The organism is Undibacterium paludis (assembly GCF_022568815.1).
In the GTDB taxonomy this organism is placed as follows: Bacteria; Pseudomonadota; Gammaproteobacteria; order Burkholderiales; family Burkholderiaceae_D; genus Undibacterium.
On record NZ_JAKZHX010000009.1, the window covers coordinates 159,668 to 178,839 of the forward strand.

Sequence of the window (19,172 nt, forward strand, 5' to 3'; positions counted from 1 at the left end):
ATTTGATTAGTTGAATTGCTTCAGGAAGCGCAGGTCACCCTCATAAAACAGGCGTAAATCGTTGACGCCGTAACGCAGCATGGTCAAGCGCTCCAGGCCGGAACCAAAGGCGAAGCCTATGTATTTTTCCGGGTCCAGGCCCATATTGCGCACCACGCTAGGGTGCACCTGGCCAGAACCTGATACTTCCAGCCAGCGACCTTTCAATGGCCCGCTACCGAAGGCGATATCGATTTCTGCCGAAGGCTCAGTGAACGGGAAATAAGAGGGGCGGAAACGCACCTGCAAATCATCCGTCTCAAAGAAGGCTTTGACGAAGTTCAGATACACGCCCTTGAGGTCAGCAAAACTGATGTCTTCAGCAATCCACAAGCCCTCAACCTGATGAAACATCGGGGAGTGCGTGGCATCGCTGTCGACGCGATAAGTACGGCCAGGTGCGATGACCTTGATCGGCGGTTTGTTCATGCGCGCATAACGTACCTGCATGGGGCTGGTGTGAGTGCGCAGCAATAATTGTTTGCCCTGGCTATCTTTACCATCGACATAAAAGGTGTCCTGCATGGAACGCGCTGGATGGTTTTCCGGGCTGTTCAGAGCCGTAAAATTGGTCCAGTCCGTTTCGATTTCGGGGCCATCTGCCACGTCAAAACCGATGGAGCGGAAGATTTCTTCCACACGCTGCCAGGTACGCATGACAGGGTGTATGCCACCAACACCGCGGCCGCGGCCAGGCAAACTGACGTCAATCGCCTCTGCATTCAGGCGAGCCTGCATTTGTGCATTGGCCAGTGCTTCACGCCTTTCAGTCAAGGCTTCTTCAATCTGCATTTTGGCAGCATTGATGACTGCGCCCTGAACTTTCTTTTCCTCCGGTGGCAATTTGCCCAGACTTTTCATCTGTTCAGTAATCTGACCACTCTTACCAAGGTAGAGCGCTTTCGCGTTCTCTAATGCGGCAGCATCATTGGCTGCCAGAAAATCAGCACGTGCCTGGCTGACGATTTGATCTAAAGGGTTCATGCCTTGTTCCCGCTTACCATGAAGCTGAAATAATGATCTGAAAACAAAACGGGGCATAGGATTGAACCTCTGCCCCGCTTGATATTTGCAACCGGCTTGCACCAGTCGCTAGACTTACCGTCCGCTTGAATTAAGCAGCCAGGTTAGCTTTGACCTGATTAACAATCGCAGCAAATGCTGGTTTGTCAGTCACGGCCATGTCAGCCAGTACCTTACGGTCGAGTTCAATCGCGGCTTTTTTCAGGCCGTTCATAAACACGCTGTAAGTCATACCATGTTGACGTGTCGCTGCATTGATACGTGTGATCCACAATGCACGGAATACACGTTTCTTGTTGCGGCGATCACGGTATGCATATTGACCAGCGCGCATAACTGCTTGCTTGGCAATACGGAATACCTTACTGCGACGACCACGGTAACCTTTGGCAAGGTTCAGAACTTTTTTATGACGGGCACGAGCTGTAACCCCACGTTTTACTCTAGGCATAATAACTCCTTAAATATGAGTATGAGGTTAAGCGGTTGGCATCATGCGCATGACGGAAACCATGTTGGTGTCATGAACACCTACGGCACCGCGCAATTGACGTTTGTTCTTGGTAGTTTTCTTGGTCAGGATGTGACGTTTGAAAGCTTGACCGCGTTTAACGGTACCACCTGGGCGAACGCGAAAGCGCTTTTTGGCGCTGCTTTTCGTCTTCATTTTTGGCATAGCACTATCTGTCCTCTGGACAGCTCCACTTTTATATGATGGTAGGTGGCAGCAACGATCGCTACTCTTGGATGCCTACTTCTCACTTATTGTGACCCGTCTTTATGATGGGTCTATCGTAATGCCCGCGCACACGCGAACCTCACAAATCTTGCCTGGAATCCGTTTACGACCTGAGGCCGGAAACAGATTCTAACTGGCTTATTTCTTCTTCTTCGGCGCCAGAATCATGATCATCTGACGACCTTCCATCTTCGGAAACTGCTCGACCTGACCGTATGGATCAAGATCCATCTTCAAGCGTTCCAGCATGCGCATACCAATTTCCTGGTGAGCCATTTCACGACCGCGGAAGCGCAGAGTGATCTTGGTCTTGTCGCCATCTTCCAGGAACTTGATCAGATTACGCAATTTGATATTGTAATCACCATCATCCGTACCCGGGCGGAATTTAACCTCCTTGACCAGAATGACTTTTTGCTTCAGCTTGGCTTCGTGAGCTTTTTTCTGCTCCTGGTATTTGAACTTGCCGTAATCCATCAGACGGCAAACTGGCGGCTGCGCCGTCGGCGCTATTTCCACCAAATCAACATTGGCCTCTTCGGCTAAACGAAAGGCCTCACCCAGTTTTACGATGCCCAGTGGCTCGTTATCAACGCCGGATAAGCGCACTTCTGGCGCTGTAATTTCACCGTTGATGCGATGTGACTTGTCAGTAGCTATTGCAGTTTCCTTCAAAAATAATAATAAAAGCTGCGCTACCCTGCTAAAACAGGGTCGCTGCTAATCTGTCAAACCTTGGTTTCAACTTCGTTTTTCAAACGAGCTATAAAGGCGTCCAGAGGCATTACCCCCAGATCCAGATTGCCACGCGTACGCACAGCCACTGTATTGGCATCCCTCTCTTTATCACCTACAACAATGATGTAGGGCAGTTTTTGAATGGAATGCTCGCGTATTTTATAGGTAATTTTCTCATTACGCAAATCAGTATTTACCCTAAACCCTTGTTTCTTCAGGATTTCCGCAACAGATTTGCTGTATTCGGCCTGGGATTCAGAAATATTCAGCACAGAAACTTGCACAGGAGCCAGCCACAAAGGCAAGGCACCAGCATGATTTTCTATCAAGATACCGATAAAACGCTCCATGGAACCGACAATCGCCCTGTGCAACATGATAGGCACTTTGCGACTGTTGTCATCTGCAACATATTCCGCACCCAAACGACCCGGCATGAAGAAATCGACCTGCATGGTGCCAACCTGCCATGGACGGCCCAGACTGTCTTTCAGGTGATATTCAATCTTCGGGCCATAGAAGGCACCCTCACCCGGCAGTTCCTCCCATTCCACACCACAAGAACGCAGCGCAGTACGCAGGGTTTCTTCGGCCGTATCCCAGATTTCGTCACTGCCAATACGATTTTCAGGGCGCAAGGCTAGTTTGATGGCAATCTTGTCAAAACCAAAATCTGTATAAACCTTCATCGCCTGCGGATGAAAAGCCATGACCTCATCCTGGATTTGCTCTTCTGTACAGAAGATATGACCATCATCCTGGGTAAAGCCACGCACACGCATGATGCCGTGCAAGGCGCCGGATGGCTCATTGCGGTGACATTGGCCAAACTCACCAAAACGCAAAGGCAGGTCACGGTAACTCTTCATACCGGAATTAAAAATCTGTACATGTCCAGGGCAGTTCATCGGCTTCAGGGCGTATTCACGGCTCTCGGACTCAGTGACAAACATATTGTCTTTATAGTTATCCCAGTGACCAGTCTTACCCCACAGACTTCTATCGAGAATCTGCGGCCCCTTCACCTCTTGATAACCACATTCCTGATACACCTTGCGCATGTGCTGCTCCACCTGTTGCCAGATAGTCCAGCCTTTGGCATGCCAGAACACCAGACCAGGAGCCTCGTCCTGGAAGTGGAACAGGTCGAGCGCCTTGCCAAGTTTGCGATGGTCGCGCTTCTCAGCCTCTTCCAGCATGTGCAGGTAAGCTTCCTGGTCTTCTTTTTTGGCAAAAGCAGTACCATAGACGCGTTGCAGCATCTCGTTCTTGGAATCACCGCGCCAGTAGGCACCGGCCAGCTTCATGAGTTTGAATACTTTGAGCTTGCCCGTGGATGGCACGTGCGGGCCGCGGCACAGGTCGGTAAAGTTACCTTCTGTATACAGGGAAACATCCTGATCAGCAGGAATCGACTCTATGATTTCCGCCTTGTAGGCTTCACCTATGGATTTGAAATAGGTAACAGCTTCATCACGCGGCAAGACCTTGCGGGTAACCGGTTCGTCTTTTTTCGCCAGTTCAGCCATTTTCTTCTCTATCGCCACCAGGTCATCTGGTGTAAATGGACGCTTGTAAGAAAAGTCATAGTAAAAGCCATTTTCGATCACAGGCCCAATGGTCACCTGCGCATCCGGATACAATTCTTTAACCGCATACGCCAGCAAATGGGCAGTCGAATGACGGATCACATCCAGGCCATCTGCATCCTTGTCAGTCACGATAGCCAGATCAGAATCAGATTCAATGAGGAAAGAAGTATCAACCAGCTTGCCATTGACACGCCCGGCCAGGGCAGCTTTTGCCAGGCCAGCACCAATGCTGGCAGCAACCTGCGCCACCGTTACCGGCGCATCGAATTGTCGTTGCGAACCATCAGGAAGTTTTACTGAAACCATGTCATTCTCCAAAGCGGGAAAAATACGAAAGAATTGAGACTAAAATTATGTTTAAAAAACGCAGACGAAAAAAAAGCACGGCTAGCCGTGCTTTCTCAGTTTTTTACAAACGAAAAATATCCTCGACTAGAGTCGCTCCCAAACCAGTTTCGTGGTAGTTCGCGGTGTCATAACCAAAGATGCCTTTCTCGCTCTTAACTATAATATTTTAATTGTTTTAAATCCGTTGGTAGGCACGATTGGACTCGAACCAACGACCCCTACCATGTCAAGGTAGTGCTCTAACCAGCTGAGCTACGCGCCTAAGAAACAAGAGTATAGCAGAGCCTTTACAGGAATTGCTAGTCCCCGCGAGCAAAAAAATTCATTACCCCCAAAAAATCGGATATTTTCTCTTGCGTGCCTTGGCCTTCAAGGCACGCTTTGAACATGCGGGAACATGGGGTCATGCATCATCGGCTACACTATAGGGAATTAATATTGATAGCAAAAATATGTCCCATCAAGCCCGCGAGAAGAACAGCAACCACCTGCACGATCACCGCCATGGCGATGCTGAGCACAAGCATTATTTTGAGAATCGCAGTCAGAAAGTACTAGCCTGGGCACTGGGCCTGACCCTGATTTTTGCCGGTGTGGAGGTCTTGTTTGGCTTCCTGTCGAATTCACTGACCCTGATTTCCGATGCTGGTCACATGGTGACGGACGCAGCAGCGCTGGGACTCGCGCTGATGGCACAGATCATCGCCAAACGTCCGCCTACGGCAAAAAATTCTTTCGGCTTTGGCCGGGCAGAAGCGTTGGCCGCCTTCGTCAATGGCTTGCTGATGCTGGCTGTCATAGGCTGGATCGTCAAAGAAGCAATACAACGTTTTTCCAGTCCTGAAGTCGTACAAGGTGGCACTGTCATGCTGGTAGCAGGCATAGGCCTGGCCATCAATATAGTCGTCGCCTGGGTTTTGTCGCACGACAAGGAGAGTGTCAACACCAAGGCTGCCCTGGTACACGTCATGGGCGATTTGCTGGGCTCGATTGCCGCAATTGCTTCAGGCGCAGTGATTTACAAGACAGGCTGGATGCAGATCGATCCCCTGCTCTCCATCTTTGTATCCCTGCTGATCTTGAAATCGACGTTCGGCGTACTGAAAGAGTCGTATCACTTTTTGATGGAGGGCGTACCTCATCATATAGACTATATACAGATTGGCAATGACCTGGAAAACATCAGCGGCGTACTTTCAGTCCACGATTTACACGTATGGGAAATGTCCCCAGGCTATCCCGCACTGATAGGCCATCTTGAGATTGAAGACATCAGCGCCTGGCCTCGCATACTGGAAAGTGTTAAAGCCATGCTACTTGAGAAGCATGGAATCGATCATATTACCCTGCAGGCCGAAGTGGCAGAACTGGAAGAGTTTGCCGAATAAATCAGAATAAATCAGGCATGCCTGATGAATTAACCAGCAGGCATGCCACACGTTTTAACTCCCGGATCGTACTGCCGGTTAATTTCTGCGCACTTCCAGAACGCCACTGACTTCATGCAGCACAGTCAGCGCTTTCTGCAATTGGGTGGTACCACCGATCTCCACGGTAAAAGACATGCGTGCCTGTGATTTTGCACTCTGGGTATTGACACCTATCACATTGATTTTTTCGCGTGAAAAAACTTCAGAAATATCCCGCAGCAAACCCTGCCTATCCTGGGCAAGCACAAAGATATCGACGGGGTAAACCGTATCCTTGCCGTGATCACCCCAGGTGGTTTGTATCACCCGTTCCGGCGCCTTGTTACGCATCTCGGCAAAATTCTTGCAACTGAGACGATGAATAGAGACCCCCTTGCCACGCGTGACAAAACCAACGATATCATCAGGCGGTGCCGGTTTGCAGCAACGCGCAAGCTGGGTCATCAAGCCATCCGTACCAACCACCAGCACGCCGGACTTGGCGCCCTGAGTGACACTGGAAGCACGGCTTTTATTGGTGAAGCTGGCCTCATCCGGTTCCGGCTCTACCGGGTTCTCACGCAAGACAGTTTCAATTTGCCGAAGACTGAATTCCTCTTTGCCAACAGACAGGAATAAATCATTGACGTCAGCAAAACCGAGTTTGCGCGCCAGCTCCTCCAGGTTAACGGCCGTTTTACCTTCGCGCTGTAAAGTTTTTTCAACCATGGCGCGGCCATTCGACAGGGTTTCTTCCTGATCGATGGCATTGAACCAGGCACGGATTTTTGTACGCGTGCGGGTACTGGCCGAATAGTCAGGCGTCAGCCAATCGCGCGAAGGTCCTGCCTGCGAAGAGCCTACCTTCAAGGTAATGATTTCTACCGTTTGTCCATTCTTCAGCGGCGTATTCAATGGCACCATGACATTGTCGACCCGCGCACCACGGCAGCGGTGTCCAACGTCAGTGTGCAAGTGATAGGCAAAATCAACCGGCGTTGAGCCGCACGGCAATTCGATGACACGCGCCTGCGGCGTCAGGACATAAATCCTGTCATCTAGGCTGGCAGCCTTGAGTTTTTCCACCCATTCACGCTGCAATTCTTCATGCTCGACAACCACGTCGGTCACATCGGTTTTCCAGGCTAGCAGTTGGCGCAACCAGGCAATTTTCTCATCGTATTCCTGTGCTGAAAAATTCGAGCCGCCCGACTCCTTGTAGCGCCAGTGCGCTGCCACGCCATATTCGGCAAATTGATGCATTTCACGTGTACGTATCTGCACTTCCAGCGGCCTGCCATCCTCCACGACCACAACGGTGTGCAGGGACTTATAACCATTTGGTTTTGGGCGTGAAATATAGTCGTCGAATTCTTTCGGTATCGGCACCCAGGCGTTATGGACGATACCGAGAACGGTATAGCAATCCTTGATGTCGTCAACAATGACACGGAAGGCACGCACGTCATACAACTCATCAAAATCGACTGACTTGCCTTTCATCTTCTTCCAGATGCTATAGATATGCTTGGGTCGACCCGACACTTCAGCCTTGACGCCGGCGGCCTGCAATTCTGTATTCAACCTGGCGATGGCGTTGACGACAAAGCTTTCGCGCTCCAGCCGTTTCTCTTCAAGCATCTTGGCAATACGCTTGTATTGCTGCGGCTCCAGAAACCGGAAAGACAGGTCTTCCAGCTCCCATTTCAGTTGCCAGACCCCAAGGCGGTTTGCCAGCGGCGCGTACAAGTCCATGGTTTCGCTGGCGTATTGCTGTGCTGCCCCATCTTCACGCTTGCATTCAGCAAAATACCTGAGAGTGGTGACACGTGAAGCCAGGCGCACCAGCACCACGCGCATATCCGTGGCCATGGCCAGCACCATCTTGCGCAGGGTTTCCATCTGACTGGCGGCTTTTTCAGCGGCGTCCTTACCCCGCCCGACATCATGCTGAGTCAATGCCGCCTCCCGCAATTTCATCAGGCGGCGTATGCCACTGACCAGGTCGGCGATTTCCTTGCCAAAGCGAATTTCTATCTGTTCGGCAGCAATAGGATTGAGCTCCGGCAGTTCAAACAGAATAGCGGCAATGCGAGTATCAACATCGGTACGCAGCATGGCCAGTGTAGACACCACGCCGCTGACAAACTGCAGGGCATTTTGCTCGGTAACGACGTTTTTGTTCGCATACAGAGGCGTGACATACTCAAGCGCCTCCATGACGCGTTCGGCATCGGCGTCGGACAAACCCTCGAGCAGAGCCGATTCTGATGCAGTAGTCGAGATTGAAACCATATCTGTTATTTCTGGGCTGCAGTAACAACGATCTCTATCAACCATTCAGGATTGGCCAGCTTTGCTTCCACTGTTGCCCGTGGCGGGGAATTGCCGTTGGCCACCCAGGCGTCCCAGACGGTGTTCATGGCAGCAATCATGCTGATATCTTTCAGAAAAATCTGGCAACTCAATATGCGTGTTTTATCACTACCGGCTTCGGCCAGCAAACGGTCAACATGGGCGAGCACTTGCTGCGTCTGCCCCTCTATTGATTGCGTTGCGTCATCCGGGATTTGCCCCGCCAGATAGACGACTTTATTGAAAATGGCCGTTTCAGATAAACGTGGACCTACATGAAATCTCTGGATACTCATTTTTCACTCAAATTTAGTTCAACAAAAAATCAACTGCCACAGCAATCTGCTCCGCTTGCACAAAAGTCGGCGCATGCCCTACCCCGGCAAACTCAACCAGTTTCGCTTTGGGGCCGCGCTGGCTCATTTCGTGTGCGGATTGGGCTGTCAGCAGATCAGACTCGCTACCACGTACCAGCAAGGTTGGACATTGTATGGCGTCATATGCCGCCCAAAGATAACTCTGGGCCGCCAGCGCCATTTCCGGCGTACTGGCTTTGATTGGCACTGCAAGGCCAAGGTCATAGTGTCGCACCCATTGCCCCTGTTCATTTTGACGTAGCACATCACGTGCCAGTTTTTCCCACTGTTCAGGACTGTGTGGCCCGAAAGAGATCGAAATCGCCTTGATATATTCCTGTGCTTCTGCAAATGTGGCAAAACGTACATCCTGGCCTATATAGTCGCCTATCCTGGCCAAGGCCTCAGGATTGAGCACCGGGCCGACATCGTTCAATATCAGCTTGCTGATGGGATTATCAGGCAGGCTTGCCAGACTCATTCCTATCAGGCCGCCCATCGAGGTACCAAACCAGTGCACGATCTCGGCATCAAGGCGTGCCAGCAGGCACACCATATCACTGACATATTGCGGTATCTGATAGTGCACGGGATTGCGCAACCAGCCAGAATGACCGCGCCCGACCACATCGGGGCAAACCACGCGGTAATGCTGACACAGCGCAGCAGCCAGGGCATCAAAGTCATCCGCCACCCGCGTGACACCATGGACGCAGATCAGGACTTTCTTATTGAGCGGATCTCCCCACTCTTTATACGACATGGTATGCAAGCCGGAAGGCGAGATACATTGCAGCGTTTTGCGTCTGGCCTGCATAGATCATCCTTGTGAACAGTATTTTTACTACGACATTTTACCGTTCGTTGGCCTTAAAATCATTGTTATCCGCCCTGAATCGGCTTAATTAAGCAAAACGATATTTGCAATAATGCCAATTTTATTCCGATTCAGGCAAAAAAGCGTAAATTTTGCAGCTATCCCAAAAAACCAACATTCAGGAGTCGACATGCCAGCAGCTTCCCTCACAACCAAGACAGCCCTTGTTACGGGCTCCACCTCTGGCATAGGCCTGGGCATAGCACGCTCACTGGCTGCCGAGGGCGCCAACATCATTTTCAATGGATTCGGTGACAGGCAGGAGATACAGAAGCTGCAAACATCTGTCGAAACAGAATTTGGCGTCCGCACCGCCTATCATAATGCCGACATGAGCAAAGCCGTTGAAATAGAAGCAATGATGGACTTTGCCAGCAGCTTTGGCGGCGTAGACATCCTGGTCAACAATGCCGGCATACAGCATGTCGCCAATATCGAAGACTTCCCGGTCGACAAATGGGATGCCATTATCGCCATCAACCTGACGTCATGCTTCCACACTACCCGACTGGCTCTGCCATATATGAAGCAAAAGAACTGGGGGCGCATCATCAATCTGGCCTCTGTCCATGGCCTGGTCGCCTCGGCACAGAAATCCGCCTACGTGGCCGCCAAGCATGGACTGGTCGGTTTTACCAAGACCACGGCGCTGGAGACTGCACAAACAGGTATTACCTGCAATGCCATCTGTCCAGGCTGGGTACTGACACCGCTGGTGCAAAAACAGGTCGATGCCCGCGCCGAAAAAGACAACGTGGACAACGAAACGGCAAAAAAACGCCTGCTGGCTGAAAAACAGCCTTCGGGTGAGTTCGTCACGCCAGAGCAATTAGGTGCCCTGGCGGTGTTTTTTTGCAGCACGGCAGCCGATCAGATACGTGGCGTAGCCTGGAATATGGATGGTGGCTGGGTCGCTCAATAGCCCGCAAACCAGGGCCAGGATACAACAAAGCATTGTGTTTCACTGGCCCTGCCCCTTGCGCAGAGGTATAGTTGCAGCACTCATTTGATATGAATAAGGAGTACCCATGCACACTGCTATGCGCATCATCCTGGTTTCTGCAATTTTACTGAATGCCGCCACTTGCGCTGCAGCGGACAAAATGAAGCCTGGACTATGGGAGATGACAACCAAGTCAGATGCCATGAAAGCCATGCCAAAAATCCCGCCTGAACAATTGGAAAAAATGAAGCAGATGGGCGTCAAAATGCCTGACATGCAAAATGGCGCCATGGTACACAAGGTTTGTTTTACCAAGGAGATGGTTGATCAGGACAAGCCTCCTGCCAGTGGTCGTGAACAACATTGCCAGAACAAGAGTTTTAACCGCTCGGGCAACACTTACACAGCCGAAATAGTCTGCGAATCCCCGGACATGAAAGGCACAGGCACAGTCAAAGGCAGCATGACACCAGACAGTGTAAATTCAATCTATGATTTCAACGGCACTTCGCGCGGCAAACCGATCAATCAGCATATGGAAACCACTGGCAAATGGTTGGGTAGCGACTGCGGTGACACCAAACCTTTTCCCATGCCGCAAAAAAAATAAATCCTCGGCAGAGAGTTTCGACAGTCTTCAATAACAAAAGGCCGGTGTGAATGAATGCACCGGCCTTTTGTTGTTTTCTCTATTTACTGCCAGGCAGCGGCATCAGGCAATAGCGCTGACGTCCAGTGTTGCCTCAGTCTTGGCAATAATCTCTTCCTTGCTGACGCCTGTGGCCAGCTCAACGAGTTTCAAACCTGCCGGGGTGACATCAATGACACCGAGGTCAGTGATAATGCGGTTAACCACGCCAACGCCTGTCAAAGGCAAATTGCAGGCTTTCAGTATCTTGTGCGCATCGCCCTTGGCCACATGCTCCATCAGGACGACTACACGACCGACACCGGCGACCAGATCCATCGCTCCGCCCATGCCCTTGACCATCTTGCCGGGAATCATCCAGTTGGCCAGGTCACCAAACTCGCTGACCTGCATCGCACCCAGAATAGCCAGGTTGATCTTGCCACCGCGTATCATGGCGAAAGAATCAGCCGAGCTGAATATCGACGAGCCAGGCAAAGTCGTTACCGTTTGCTTGCCTGCATTGATCATGTCAGGATCAACTTCTTCTTCGGTCGGGAAAGGGCCTATTCCGAGCAGGCCATTTTCTGACTGCAGCCAGACTTCCATACCTGCCGGCACATGATTAGCCACCAGGGTTGGCAAGCCTATGCCCAGATTAACGTAAAACCCGTCTTGCAATTCCTGTGCTGCGCGCGCAGCCATTTCATCACGATTCCATGCCATGTCTTGTCTCCTGCTGTCTTAATTCGATGGGCGTACGGTGCGCTGTTCTATGCGTTTTTCGGGTGTGGCATTGACAACGATGCGCTGCACGAAAATACCTGGTGTATGGACTTCATCCGGATCAAGTTCACCGGTTTCGACCAGCACTTCGACTTCGGCAACCGTAATCTTGCCTGCCATGGCGACATTGGGATTGAAATTGCGCGCAGTCTTGCGGTAGACCAGATTACCGGCCTTATCAGCCTTCCAGGCCTTGACCAGCGACACATCGGACACCAGTGAACGCTCCATCACGTATTTCTGGCCGTCAAATTCACGGATTTCCTTGCCTTCGGCAACAATGGTGCCGACACCAGTCTTGGTAAAAAATGCCGGTATACCGGCGCCGCCGGCGCGCAGTTTTTCAGCCAGCGTACCTTGTGGCGTAAATTCCAGTTCCAGTTCGCCAGACAGGTATTGACGTTCGAATTCCTTGTTCTCACCAACATAGGAGGAAATCATTTTCTTGATCTGGCGGGTTGTCAGCAACTGCCCCAGGCCAAAACCGTCAACACCGGCATTGTTTGAGATTGCAGTGAGGTTCTTCACACCGGAGTCGCGCAAGGCTGCGATCAGTGCCTCAGGTATGCCGCACAAGCCAAAACCACCCACGGCTATGGTCTGGCCATCTTTCATGATATCGGCCAGCGCACTAGCTGCGTCAGGATAAACCTTGTCCATCTTGTCCCCTTCCTTGGTTTTAAATATGTTATGCAAGCCACTGGTTTTAAAAAGCCGGTGCTTGCCGAACTCATCTCTAGCCTTACAGGATATGATGCTGCGTTATACTGCGCAATACCGTAAAAATACGCCTTTATTGTCAACTGCGTGCAAACCTATCAGCGGATCACGGAAATGAATGCTGTACAGCCCATAGATTTTGAATCCATATTCCAGCATGCCCCTGTGGGCATGTGCGTGTCGCAGAATCGCATCATCCAGGCTTGCAATAATGACCTGGCCAAGATGTTTGGTTATAAAAAAGACGAATTGCTTGGGCAGTCTTTTCTGGTGCTTTATCCCAGTCCGGATGAATTTGAACGCACCGGAGCACGCATTACCCCCATCATGAACGCCAAAGGCTATTACTCGGACGAACGCATCATGAAACGCGCTAACCAGGAATTATTCTGGTGCCACGTTTCCGGGCGCGGCCTGTCCAAAGACGACCCTCATGCTGCCGGCATCTGGACTTTTGAAGACCTGAGCGCCAAACGTCCGGTCAGTGCCGAACTGACCCCCAGGGAACGCGAAATTGCCGCTCTCCTGGTCGAGGGCAAGACCAGCAAGCTGATCGCACGCCAGATCAACCTCAGCCCCAGGACAGTGGAAATGCACAGGGCAAAGCTGATGCGCAAATTCAACTCAGCCACCTCCAGCGAACTGGTCCACAAGCTGCTGGGGATCATGCGCTGACGCCTTGCCCCCCTTACTGCCCCACCAGTACCCTGTTACCGCCCTCAATTCTTGCGTTTGGCCGCTTTCAGCTCATTCAGTTTTTGCTTGATGGCTTCGGGTAAAGTGACTGACTTGCCTGTTTCGGCTGCGACCCAGACTACCTTGGCCCCTCCCTCGGCATACAGGGCATAGCCATCACCGACAGAACGCATTTCCTGTATGGTTTCAAAACTGCTGCGCCCTGCTGCGCCGATATAGGTACACACTTCGACCTGACCCGGGTATTTCAGGGGCTTCTTGAAGGTGCAATAAGCATTGACAATAACGGGACCATTGCCATGCTCGTCAGGCAGGCAGCCCATCATGGACAGCCACTCTATGCGCGCCTGCTCCATATAGCGAAAATACACAGTATTGTTGACATGGCCCATGGCATCCATATCGCCCCATCGGATAGGAATGGTGACGGTATAGACCAGCTTCTTTTCCGTAACCTTATTCTCTATCATTGCACACTCATTCCGTCATCTGCAGTAACGATGGCGCCGTTGAGGAAGCGTGATTCTTCTGCTGCCAGCAAGAGTAAAAGACCATCAAGATCTTCTGGTACGCCAACGCGTTTTCTTGGCAGCATATCGACCAGTTTCTTGCCGGCTTCTGTGCCAAAATAGTCAGAATTGATCTCCGTAGAAATATAGCCAGGGCAAATCGCATTCACATTGATGCCATATTTACCCCACTCTACTGCCATGGACTTGGTCATATGGACCACAGCCGCCTTGCTGATGCAGTAAATGCCTATTTGCGGCAATATGCGCAGACCAGCCACCGAAGCGATATTGATGATGCGGTGCTGCTTTTTCGGATCCCCCTTGTGACGGGCAATCATGCGCTTTGCGGCTTCCTGTGCAACGAAGAAGGCCCCGCGCTGATTGGTATCCATGACATAGGCGTAATCATCGGGCGTGACATCGACCAGGCGTTGCGTGGTTGATACACCTGAATTATTGATCAGGATGTCGATAGGACCAGCTTCTGTCTCCGCATGCGCAATCGCAGATTTGATACTGCCATAGTCAGTCACGTCAAGTGCGACCACATGTGCAGCACCGCCTTCGGCCTCAATCTCGGCGCGCAATTCCTTCAACCTGTCTATCCGGCGAGAAGCAAGCACGACCTGTGCCCCGGCCTGCGCCAGAATTTTGGCAAAGCGCGCACCCAAACCACTGGAAGCGCCCGTCACCAGCGCAATCTTGCCTTCAAAATTGACTTCTATGCCCATCTGAATCTCCACAATTAATTGGAATAAGCTTACTACTCTATCATTCGCTATGATGACATACTGATTATGCTTGTGTTGTATGGATTTGAATTAGTTGAAGATTTTTACAGAAATTTCCGTACTAATACTTAGTATCTTGATGCATACCAAAGTTGGCTCTGCGATAATTCCGTGTATTTCGCGCATCCTTTGGAAGAAAAAGTCGAGTACCCCCTCGCTTGCGCAATACATCAACAGCAGATAACATGCTGTGAACAAATAAGCACGCCCGTTCGAAAATATTCAGAAAGTGAAAACTAGCCATGACACAAAGCATACTTGAACAGTACGGCCCCCGCGACGCCATGGAATATGACGTCGTCGTTGTCGGTGGTGGCCCCGCGGGTTTGTCAGCCGCCATCAAACTCAAACAACTGGCCGCAGAAAAAGGAACCGAGATATCTGTCTGCGTACTGGAAAAAGGTGCAGAACCTGGCTCCCATATCTTGTCCGGTGCCGTCATGGACCCGAAAGCGCTGACCGAACTTTTTCCCAACTGGAAGGAAATGGGTGCGCCACTCCATACAGAAGTGACAGAAGACCGTGTCCTGATACTGACCGAGAACAAAGCCTTCCGAACCCCAAACTGGGCATTGCCCGCCTGCTTTGAAAACCATGGCAATTACATTATTTCACTGGCCAATGTCACGCGCTGGCTGGGTCAGCAAGCCGAAGCCCTGGGCGTGGAAGTGTTCCCCGGTTTTGCGGCAGCAGAAGTCCTGTACAACGACGATGGTTCAGTCAAAGGCGTAGCCACTGGCAATATGGGTGTGGACCGTCATGGCCAGGCTACCTCTTCCTTTCAGCTGGGCATGGAATTGCATGCCAAATACACCCTGTTTGCCGAGGGGGCTCGCGGTCATCTGGGTAAACAGGTCATCGCCAAATATGACCTGAACAAGGGCAAGGATCCGCAATCCTATGGCATAGGTATCAAGGAACTGTGGGAAATTGACCCCAAGCTGCATAAACCCGGTCTGGTCGTTCATACCACCGGTTGGCCATTGATGGACCAGTACAGTGGCTCTTTCCTGTATCACCTGGAAGACAACCTGGTCGCCGTTGGCTACGTCGTTGGCCTGGCCTATGAAAACCCCTACCTGTCGCCTTATGAAGAATTCCAGCGCCTGAAAACCCATCCAGCCATTCGCGGTTTCTTTGAGGGCGGCAAGCGTATATCTTATGGCGCCCGCGCCATCACAGCAGGGGGCTTGCAATCACTGCCAAAACTGGTGTTCCCTGGTGGCGCACTGATAGGTTGTGATGCCGGCTTCCTGAACATGAGCCGCATCAAGGGCAGCCATGCCGCTATCAAGACCGGCATGCTGGCCGCCACGGCAGCATTTGAAGCACTGGGTGCGAATCGACAGCATGACGAATTGAGCAGCTATTCGACAGCCTTTGAGCAATCCTGGCTGCATGAAGAACTGTACACAGCACGTAATGTCAAACCATTGTTGAAGCGCGGCACTTATGGCTCACCATTGGTGTGGCTGGACCAGGTCGTTTTGCGCGGCAAGGCACCATGGACTCTGCATCATAGCAAGGCCGATCATGAATGCCTGCGTCCGGCGTCAGAATTCACACCTATCGTCTACCCCAAACCGGATGGCAAGCTCACCTTTGACCGTCTGTCATCGGTGTTTATCTCCAACACCAATCATGCCGAAGACCAACCAATTCATCTGACGCTGAAAAATGCGGATGTGCCGGTGTCGGTGAATCTGGCAAAATTTGCCGGACCCGAATCGCGCTACTGCCCTGCCGGTGTATATGAATTCGTGAAAACCGAAGAAGGTGCAGACCGTCTGCAAATCAATGCGCAGAACTGCGTGCATTGCAAAACCTGTGATATCAAGGACCCAACACAAAACATCGTCTGGGTAACACCTGAAGGTGGTGGAGGCCCCAATTATCCAAACATGTAGTCGAAGACCTGACTAAGCTACTGCGCAGCGCAATTTTGAGTCAGCGATGCTCGTCGTACGCTTGTACGACTGCGCTTATTAACTCAAACTAGCACTGCTCGCTACGCTTACTCGGGCCTTCTTGACGTACTGTATGTGTTTGTCGTTTGGTGTGGATTTTCAATACAAAAGCCGCTGATCAGCGGCTTTTGTTTTAAGTTCGTTTGCAGACTCTTTGCATCAAAATCCCTAATTGCTAACCTGCAATCACCACTTACCAGCCAGAATTTTCTCCAGCCAGAATGTGCCTATCACGGTTTTTACATCGGTGATCTGGCCGGATTTGATCCAGTCCAGCATTTCTGGCAGTGTGGCGGTGAATACTTCGAGGAATTCTTCCTCATCGAGGGCTGCCTGCCCTGCTGTCAGGCCTTTGGCCAGGTAAATGTCCAGATGTTCGTCTGAATAGGCAATGGCGTTGTGTATAGTGCAGACAAAAGACCAGTCGCTGGCGGTGTATCCGGTTTCTTCACGCAACTCGCGCTGAGCGCACAGCAAGGGGTCTTCACCTGCATCTATCTTGCCAGCTGGGAATTCAATAAAGACTTGATGCAAGGGATAACGGAACTGTTTTTCCAGCAGAATGCGACCATCATCAAACAGAGGGATGATGACGACGGCGCCGGGGTGACGTATGTATTCGCGTGTGGCCGTCTGACCATCAGGCAAAGTTACCACATCCTTGTCTACCTTGAGAAAGCTGCCTTCATACACCAGCTCACTACTGACCCTGGTTTCTTCCAGATCTAGCTTGCTGACGACTTTCTCAGTCATGGCGGCGTCTCAGGTAGCGATACACAAATCCGGGGAAAGCCAGTACCAGGAACAGGCAGGCATTGATGGCATAGAATTCCCAGCCCTGCGGGAAGCGATTGCCAGCAGCAGATTCAAGCATGAAACCTATGCCGCCAACACAAAAATACAGGATGATCAGTTCCAGCAGACGCAACCACATCGGTTTTGATATGGAAGGCTGACCTGTATGCACAGCGTCATCTGGGACTGATGCTTTGGAAAAACGCCCCAAAGCAATAATCGCAAGAAAGCGTTCGTTCAGGAAAGGCAGGTTGGCAGCAAGAACTGCCAACACAATGACCAACCAGGTAGATGCCGAATTACCCACTGCTGACGATATCAGTACTTAAGCGTATTGGAAATCGCGCTGACACACGCTGTCATCAGCGAACCTGGCATCATACCCATGACCAGCACGATCAGGCCATTAAAACTCAATACCATACGCATGTCAGGGCTTGCCACGATAGGTGTATCGTCAACAGGCTCGTCGAAATACATCAGTTTGACTATGCGCAGGTAATAGAAAGTACCGATAAGTGAAAAGGCTACAGCAACTATTGCCAGCCAGATCTTCTGTGTTGACAACACAGCTTCCAGCACTGACAGCTTGGCATAGAAACCCATCAAAGGTGGAATACCTGCCAGTGAGAACATCAGCAACAGCATGACCAGTGCAAACCATGGGCTGCGCTTGTTCAGACCTTTCAGGTCGTCCAGGTTTTCTGCTTCAAAACCTGAGCGTGCCAGCAACATGATCACGCCGAAGGTACCCAGGGTCGTCAAGACGTAAGTAATGCTATAGAACATGGATGAACTGTAGGCATCCACTGCCAGATCAGAACTGCCATTGGCAACACCGGACAACAAGCCCAGCAACATGAAGCCCATTTGTGAAATCGTCGAATAGGCCAGCATACGCTTGAGATTGGTCTGCGCAATAGCGGTCAGGTTACCAATCGCCATGGACATCACCGCCAGCACCACCAGCATCTGCTGCCAGTCAACCGCCAGTGAGAACAAACCTTCAACCAGCATACGGAAAGTAATGGCAAATGCCGCCAGTTTGGGTGCACCACCGAGCAGCAGGGTAACGGCTGTCGGCGAACCCTGATAAACGTCCGGCACCCACATATGGAAAGGCACAACACCAAGTTTGAACGCCAGGCCGGCAACCAGGAACACAATGCCAAATACCAGGATGGTCTTGTTAGCCGTCGGGCTGGCGGCTTTCAGTGCCACTTCGCTCAACTGCAGGGAACCAGTCGCACCATAAATCATGGAGATACCATACAACATGAAACCGGATGCCAGCGCACCAAGGATGAAGTACTTCATCGCTGCTTCTGTCGATACGGTATGGTCACGACGCAGGGCAACCAGCGCATACAGGGACAAGGACATCAACTCCAGACCAAGATAGATGATCAGGAAGTTATTGCCGGAAATCATCACCATTTGACCGAGCAAGGCAAACAAGGCCAATGCATAGTACTCACCACCCAGCTGGGTATTGGTCATGCCACGGTCACTGACGTACTGGCGCGAGTAGATCAGGGTAACGCCAATGGCAATGTACGAGAACAATTTCAACAAGGCCGACATCGGGTCGGATACAAACATGTTGTTGCCGACATATTCCGACTTGACCGGGTCGGCCAGCGCAACTGTCATGACACCACAGATCGTCAACGCCAGTATGCTCAGGGCATAGGTGACATTCCGTTTGCTGTCCGGCAAAAACATATCAACAAGCAAGATGGCGCAAATGGCCAGCAGCAAAAAGATTTCAGGATAAAGTGGTATCAGGTTCATATTATTCATTTGTTACAAGCATTGATCTGCTGCCACATTCATCCGAAACGAAATCCTGTGGCGT

At 51.1% G+C, this 19,172-nt stretch carries 20 protein-coding genes and 1 tRNA gene; 5 read left to right on the plus strand and 16 right to left on the minus strand.

Annotated features, from left to right (window positions below; genetic code table 11):
• Window positions 1-6: 6 nt before the first annotated feature.
• The 6 genes from pheS to LZ463_RS16550 form a co-directional block, all read right to left on the minus strand.
• Complete coding sequence (pheS, locus tag LZ463_RS16525; protein WP_241456915.1) at window positions 7-1,023, minus strand: phenylalanine--tRNA ligase subunit alpha; 1,017 nt, start codon at window positions 1,021-1,023, stop codon at window positions 7-9.
• A 130-nt stretch (window positions 1,024-1,153) separates the two neighbouring features.
• On the minus strand, window positions 1,154-1,513 hold the full coding sequence (gene rplT / locus LZ463_RS16530; protein WP_162020099.1) for a 50S ribosomal protein L20: 360 nt from the start codon (window positions 1,511-1,513) through the stop codon (window positions 1,154-1,156).
• 27 nt (window positions 1,514-1,540) lie between these two features.
• A complete protein-coding gene (gene rpmI / locus LZ463_RS16535) occupies window positions 1,541-1,738 on the minus strand; it encodes a 50S ribosomal protein L35 (protein WP_162020098.1) in 198 nt (65 codons plus the stop codon).
• Window positions 1,739-1,939: 201 nt separating this feature from the next.
• Window positions 1,940-2,476: a translation initiation factor IF-3 gene (gene infC, locus LZ463_RS16540; protein WP_241456916.1), complete on the minus strand. Its 537-nt coding sequence runs from the start codon at window positions 2,474-2,476 to the stop codon at window positions 1,940-1,942.
• A 53-nt stretch (window positions 2,477-2,529) separates the two neighbouring features.
• Window positions 2,530-4,437 (minus strand): threonine--tRNA ligase, encoded by a 1,908-nt coding sequence (gene thrS / locus LZ463_RS16545; RefSeq protein ID WP_241456917.1) that lies wholly within the window; start codon window positions 4,435-4,437, stop codon window positions 2,530-2,532.
• A gap of 227 nt (window positions 4,438-4,664) precedes the next feature.
• Window positions 4,665-4,741: transfer RNA gene (locus LZ463_RS16550), tRNA-Val, on the minus strand.
• A 190-nt stretch (window positions 4,742-4,931) separates the two neighbouring features.
• Between LZ463_RS16550 and LZ463_RS16555 the strand changes: the two genes are divergently transcribed.
• Window positions 4,932-5,867 carry a cation diffusion facilitator family transporter gene (locus LZ463_RS16555; protein WP_241456918.1) on the plus strand — a complete coding sequence of 312 codons (936 nt, stop codon included), beginning with the start codon at window positions 4,932-4,934 and terminating at the stop codon, window positions 5,865-5,867.
• A gap of 78 nt (window positions 5,868-5,945) precedes the next feature.
• Here the strand turns inward: LZ463_RS16555 and LZ463_RS16560 are convergent, their stop codons facing one another.
• Genes LZ463_RS16560 through LZ463_RS16570 form a run of 3 tightly spaced genes read right to left on the minus strand, consistent with a single transcriptional unit; the run spans window position 5,946 to window position 9,416 of the window.
• Complete coding sequence (locus LZ463_RS16560) at window positions 5,946-8,183, minus strand: RelA/SpoT family protein (protein ID WP_241456919.1); 2,238 nt, start codon at window positions 8,181-8,183, stop codon at window positions 5,946-5,948.
• A 5-nt stretch (window positions 8,184-8,188) separates the two neighbouring features.
• Complete coding sequence (locus LZ463_RS16565; RefSeq protein WP_241456920.1) at window positions 8,189-8,539, minus strand: RidA family protein; 351 nt, start codon at window positions 8,537-8,539, stop codon at window positions 8,189-8,191.
• A 13-nt stretch (window positions 8,540-8,552) separates the two neighbouring features.
• On the minus strand, window positions 8,553-9,416 hold the full coding sequence (locus LZ463_RS16570) for an alpha/beta fold hydrolase (protein WP_241456921.1): 864 nt from the start codon (window positions 9,414-9,416) through the stop codon (window positions 8,553-8,555).
• A gap of 190 nt (window positions 9,417-9,606) precedes the next feature.
• Here LZ463_RS16570 and LZ463_RS16575 point away from each other — a divergent pair, with 190 nt between their 5' ends.
• Window positions 9,607-10,398: a 3-hydroxybutyrate dehydrogenase gene (locus LZ463_RS16575; RefSeq protein ID WP_241456922.1), complete on the plus strand. Its 792-nt coding sequence runs from the start codon at window positions 9,607-9,609 to the stop codon at window positions 10,396-10,398.
• 106 nt (window positions 10,399-10,504) lie between these two features.
• Window positions 10,505-11,029 carry a DUF3617 domain-containing protein gene (locus LZ463_RS16580; RefSeq protein ID WP_241456923.1) on the plus strand — a complete coding sequence of 175 codons (525 nt, stop codon included), beginning with the start codon at window positions 10,505-10,507 and terminating at the stop codon, window positions 11,027-11,029.
• A 102-nt stretch (window positions 11,030-11,131) separates the two neighbouring features.
• On the opposite strand, the gene LZ463_RS16585 is transcribed toward LZ463_RS16580, so the two are convergent.
• Window positions 11,132-11,773, minus strand: coding sequence for a CoA transferase subunit B (locus LZ463_RS16585; protein WP_241456924.1), 642 nt, complete (start codon window positions 11,771-11,773; stop codon window positions 11,132-11,134).
• A gap of 18 nt (window positions 11,774-11,791) precedes the next feature.
• Entirely contained in the window at window positions 11,792-12,493 is a 702-nt protein-coding gene (locus tag LZ463_RS16590; RefSeq protein WP_241456925.1) for a CoA transferase subunit A, read from the minus strand.
• Window positions 12,494-12,667: 174 nt separating this feature from the next.
• Between LZ463_RS16590 and LZ463_RS16595 the strand changes: the two genes are divergently transcribed.
• The gene (locus LZ463_RS16595) at window positions 12,668-13,228 is read left to right on the plus strand and encodes a LuxR C-terminal-related transcriptional regulator (RefSeq protein WP_241456926.1); all 561 of its coding nucleotides are present in this window, start codon (window positions 12,668-12,670) and stop codon (window positions 13,226-13,228) included.
• A gap of 44 nt (window positions 13,229-13,272) precedes the next feature.
• On the opposite strand, the gene LZ463_RS16600 is transcribed toward LZ463_RS16595, so the two are convergent.
• Window positions 13,273-13,719 carry an acyl-CoA thioesterase gene (locus LZ463_RS16600; protein WP_241456927.1) on the minus strand — a complete coding sequence of 149 codons (447 nt, stop codon included), beginning with the start codon at window positions 13,717-13,719 and terminating at the stop codon, window positions 13,273-13,275.
• Window positions 13,716-14,492, minus strand: a complete 777-nt coding sequence (locus tag LZ463_RS16605; RefSeq protein WP_241456928.1) for an SDR family oxidoreductase — start codon at window positions 14,490-14,492, stop codon at window positions 13,716-13,718. Before LZ463_RS16605 ends, LZ463_RS16600 begins: the two co-directional genes overlap by 4 nt.
• A gap of 344 nt (window positions 14,493-14,836) precedes the next feature.
• Here LZ463_RS16605 and LZ463_RS16610 point away from each other — a divergent pair, with 344 nt between their 5' ends.
• The gene (locus tag LZ463_RS16610; RefSeq protein ID WP_489686129.1) at window positions 14,837-16,459 is read left to right on the plus strand and encodes an electron transfer flavoprotein-ubiquinone oxidoreductase; all 1,623 of its coding nucleotides are present in this window, start codon (window positions 14,837-14,839) and stop codon (window positions 16,457-16,459) included.
• A 246-nt stretch (window positions 16,460-16,705) separates the two neighbouring features.
• Here LZ463_RS16610 and LZ463_RS16615 read toward each other — a convergent pair whose 3' ends face one another.
• From LZ463_RS16615 to nuoN, 3 genes are read right to left on the minus strand one after another with little or no spacing between them, the layout of a single operon-like run.
• The gene (locus LZ463_RS16615) at window positions 16,706-17,272 is read right to left on the minus strand and encodes an NUDIX domain-containing protein (protein ID WP_241456930.1); all 567 of its coding nucleotides are present in this window, start codon (window positions 17,270-17,272) and stop codon (window positions 16,706-16,708) included.
• Window positions 17,265-17,621 carry a DUF2818 family protein gene (locus tag LZ463_RS16620; protein WP_241456931.1) on the minus strand — a complete coding sequence of 119 codons (357 nt, stop codon included), beginning with the start codon at window positions 17,619-17,621 and terminating at the stop codon, window positions 17,265-17,267. The genes LZ463_RS16615 and LZ463_RS16620 overlap by 8 nt, the downstream gene beginning before the upstream one ends.
• Before the next feature lie 11 nt (window positions 17,622-17,632).
• Window positions 17,633-19,117 (minus strand): NADH-quinone oxidoreductase subunit NuoN, encoded by a 1,485-nt coding sequence (gene nuoN, locus LZ463_RS16625; protein WP_241456932.1) that lies wholly within the window; start codon window positions 19,115-19,117, stop codon window positions 17,633-17,635.
• Window positions 19,118-19,172: the final 55 nt, after the last annotated feature.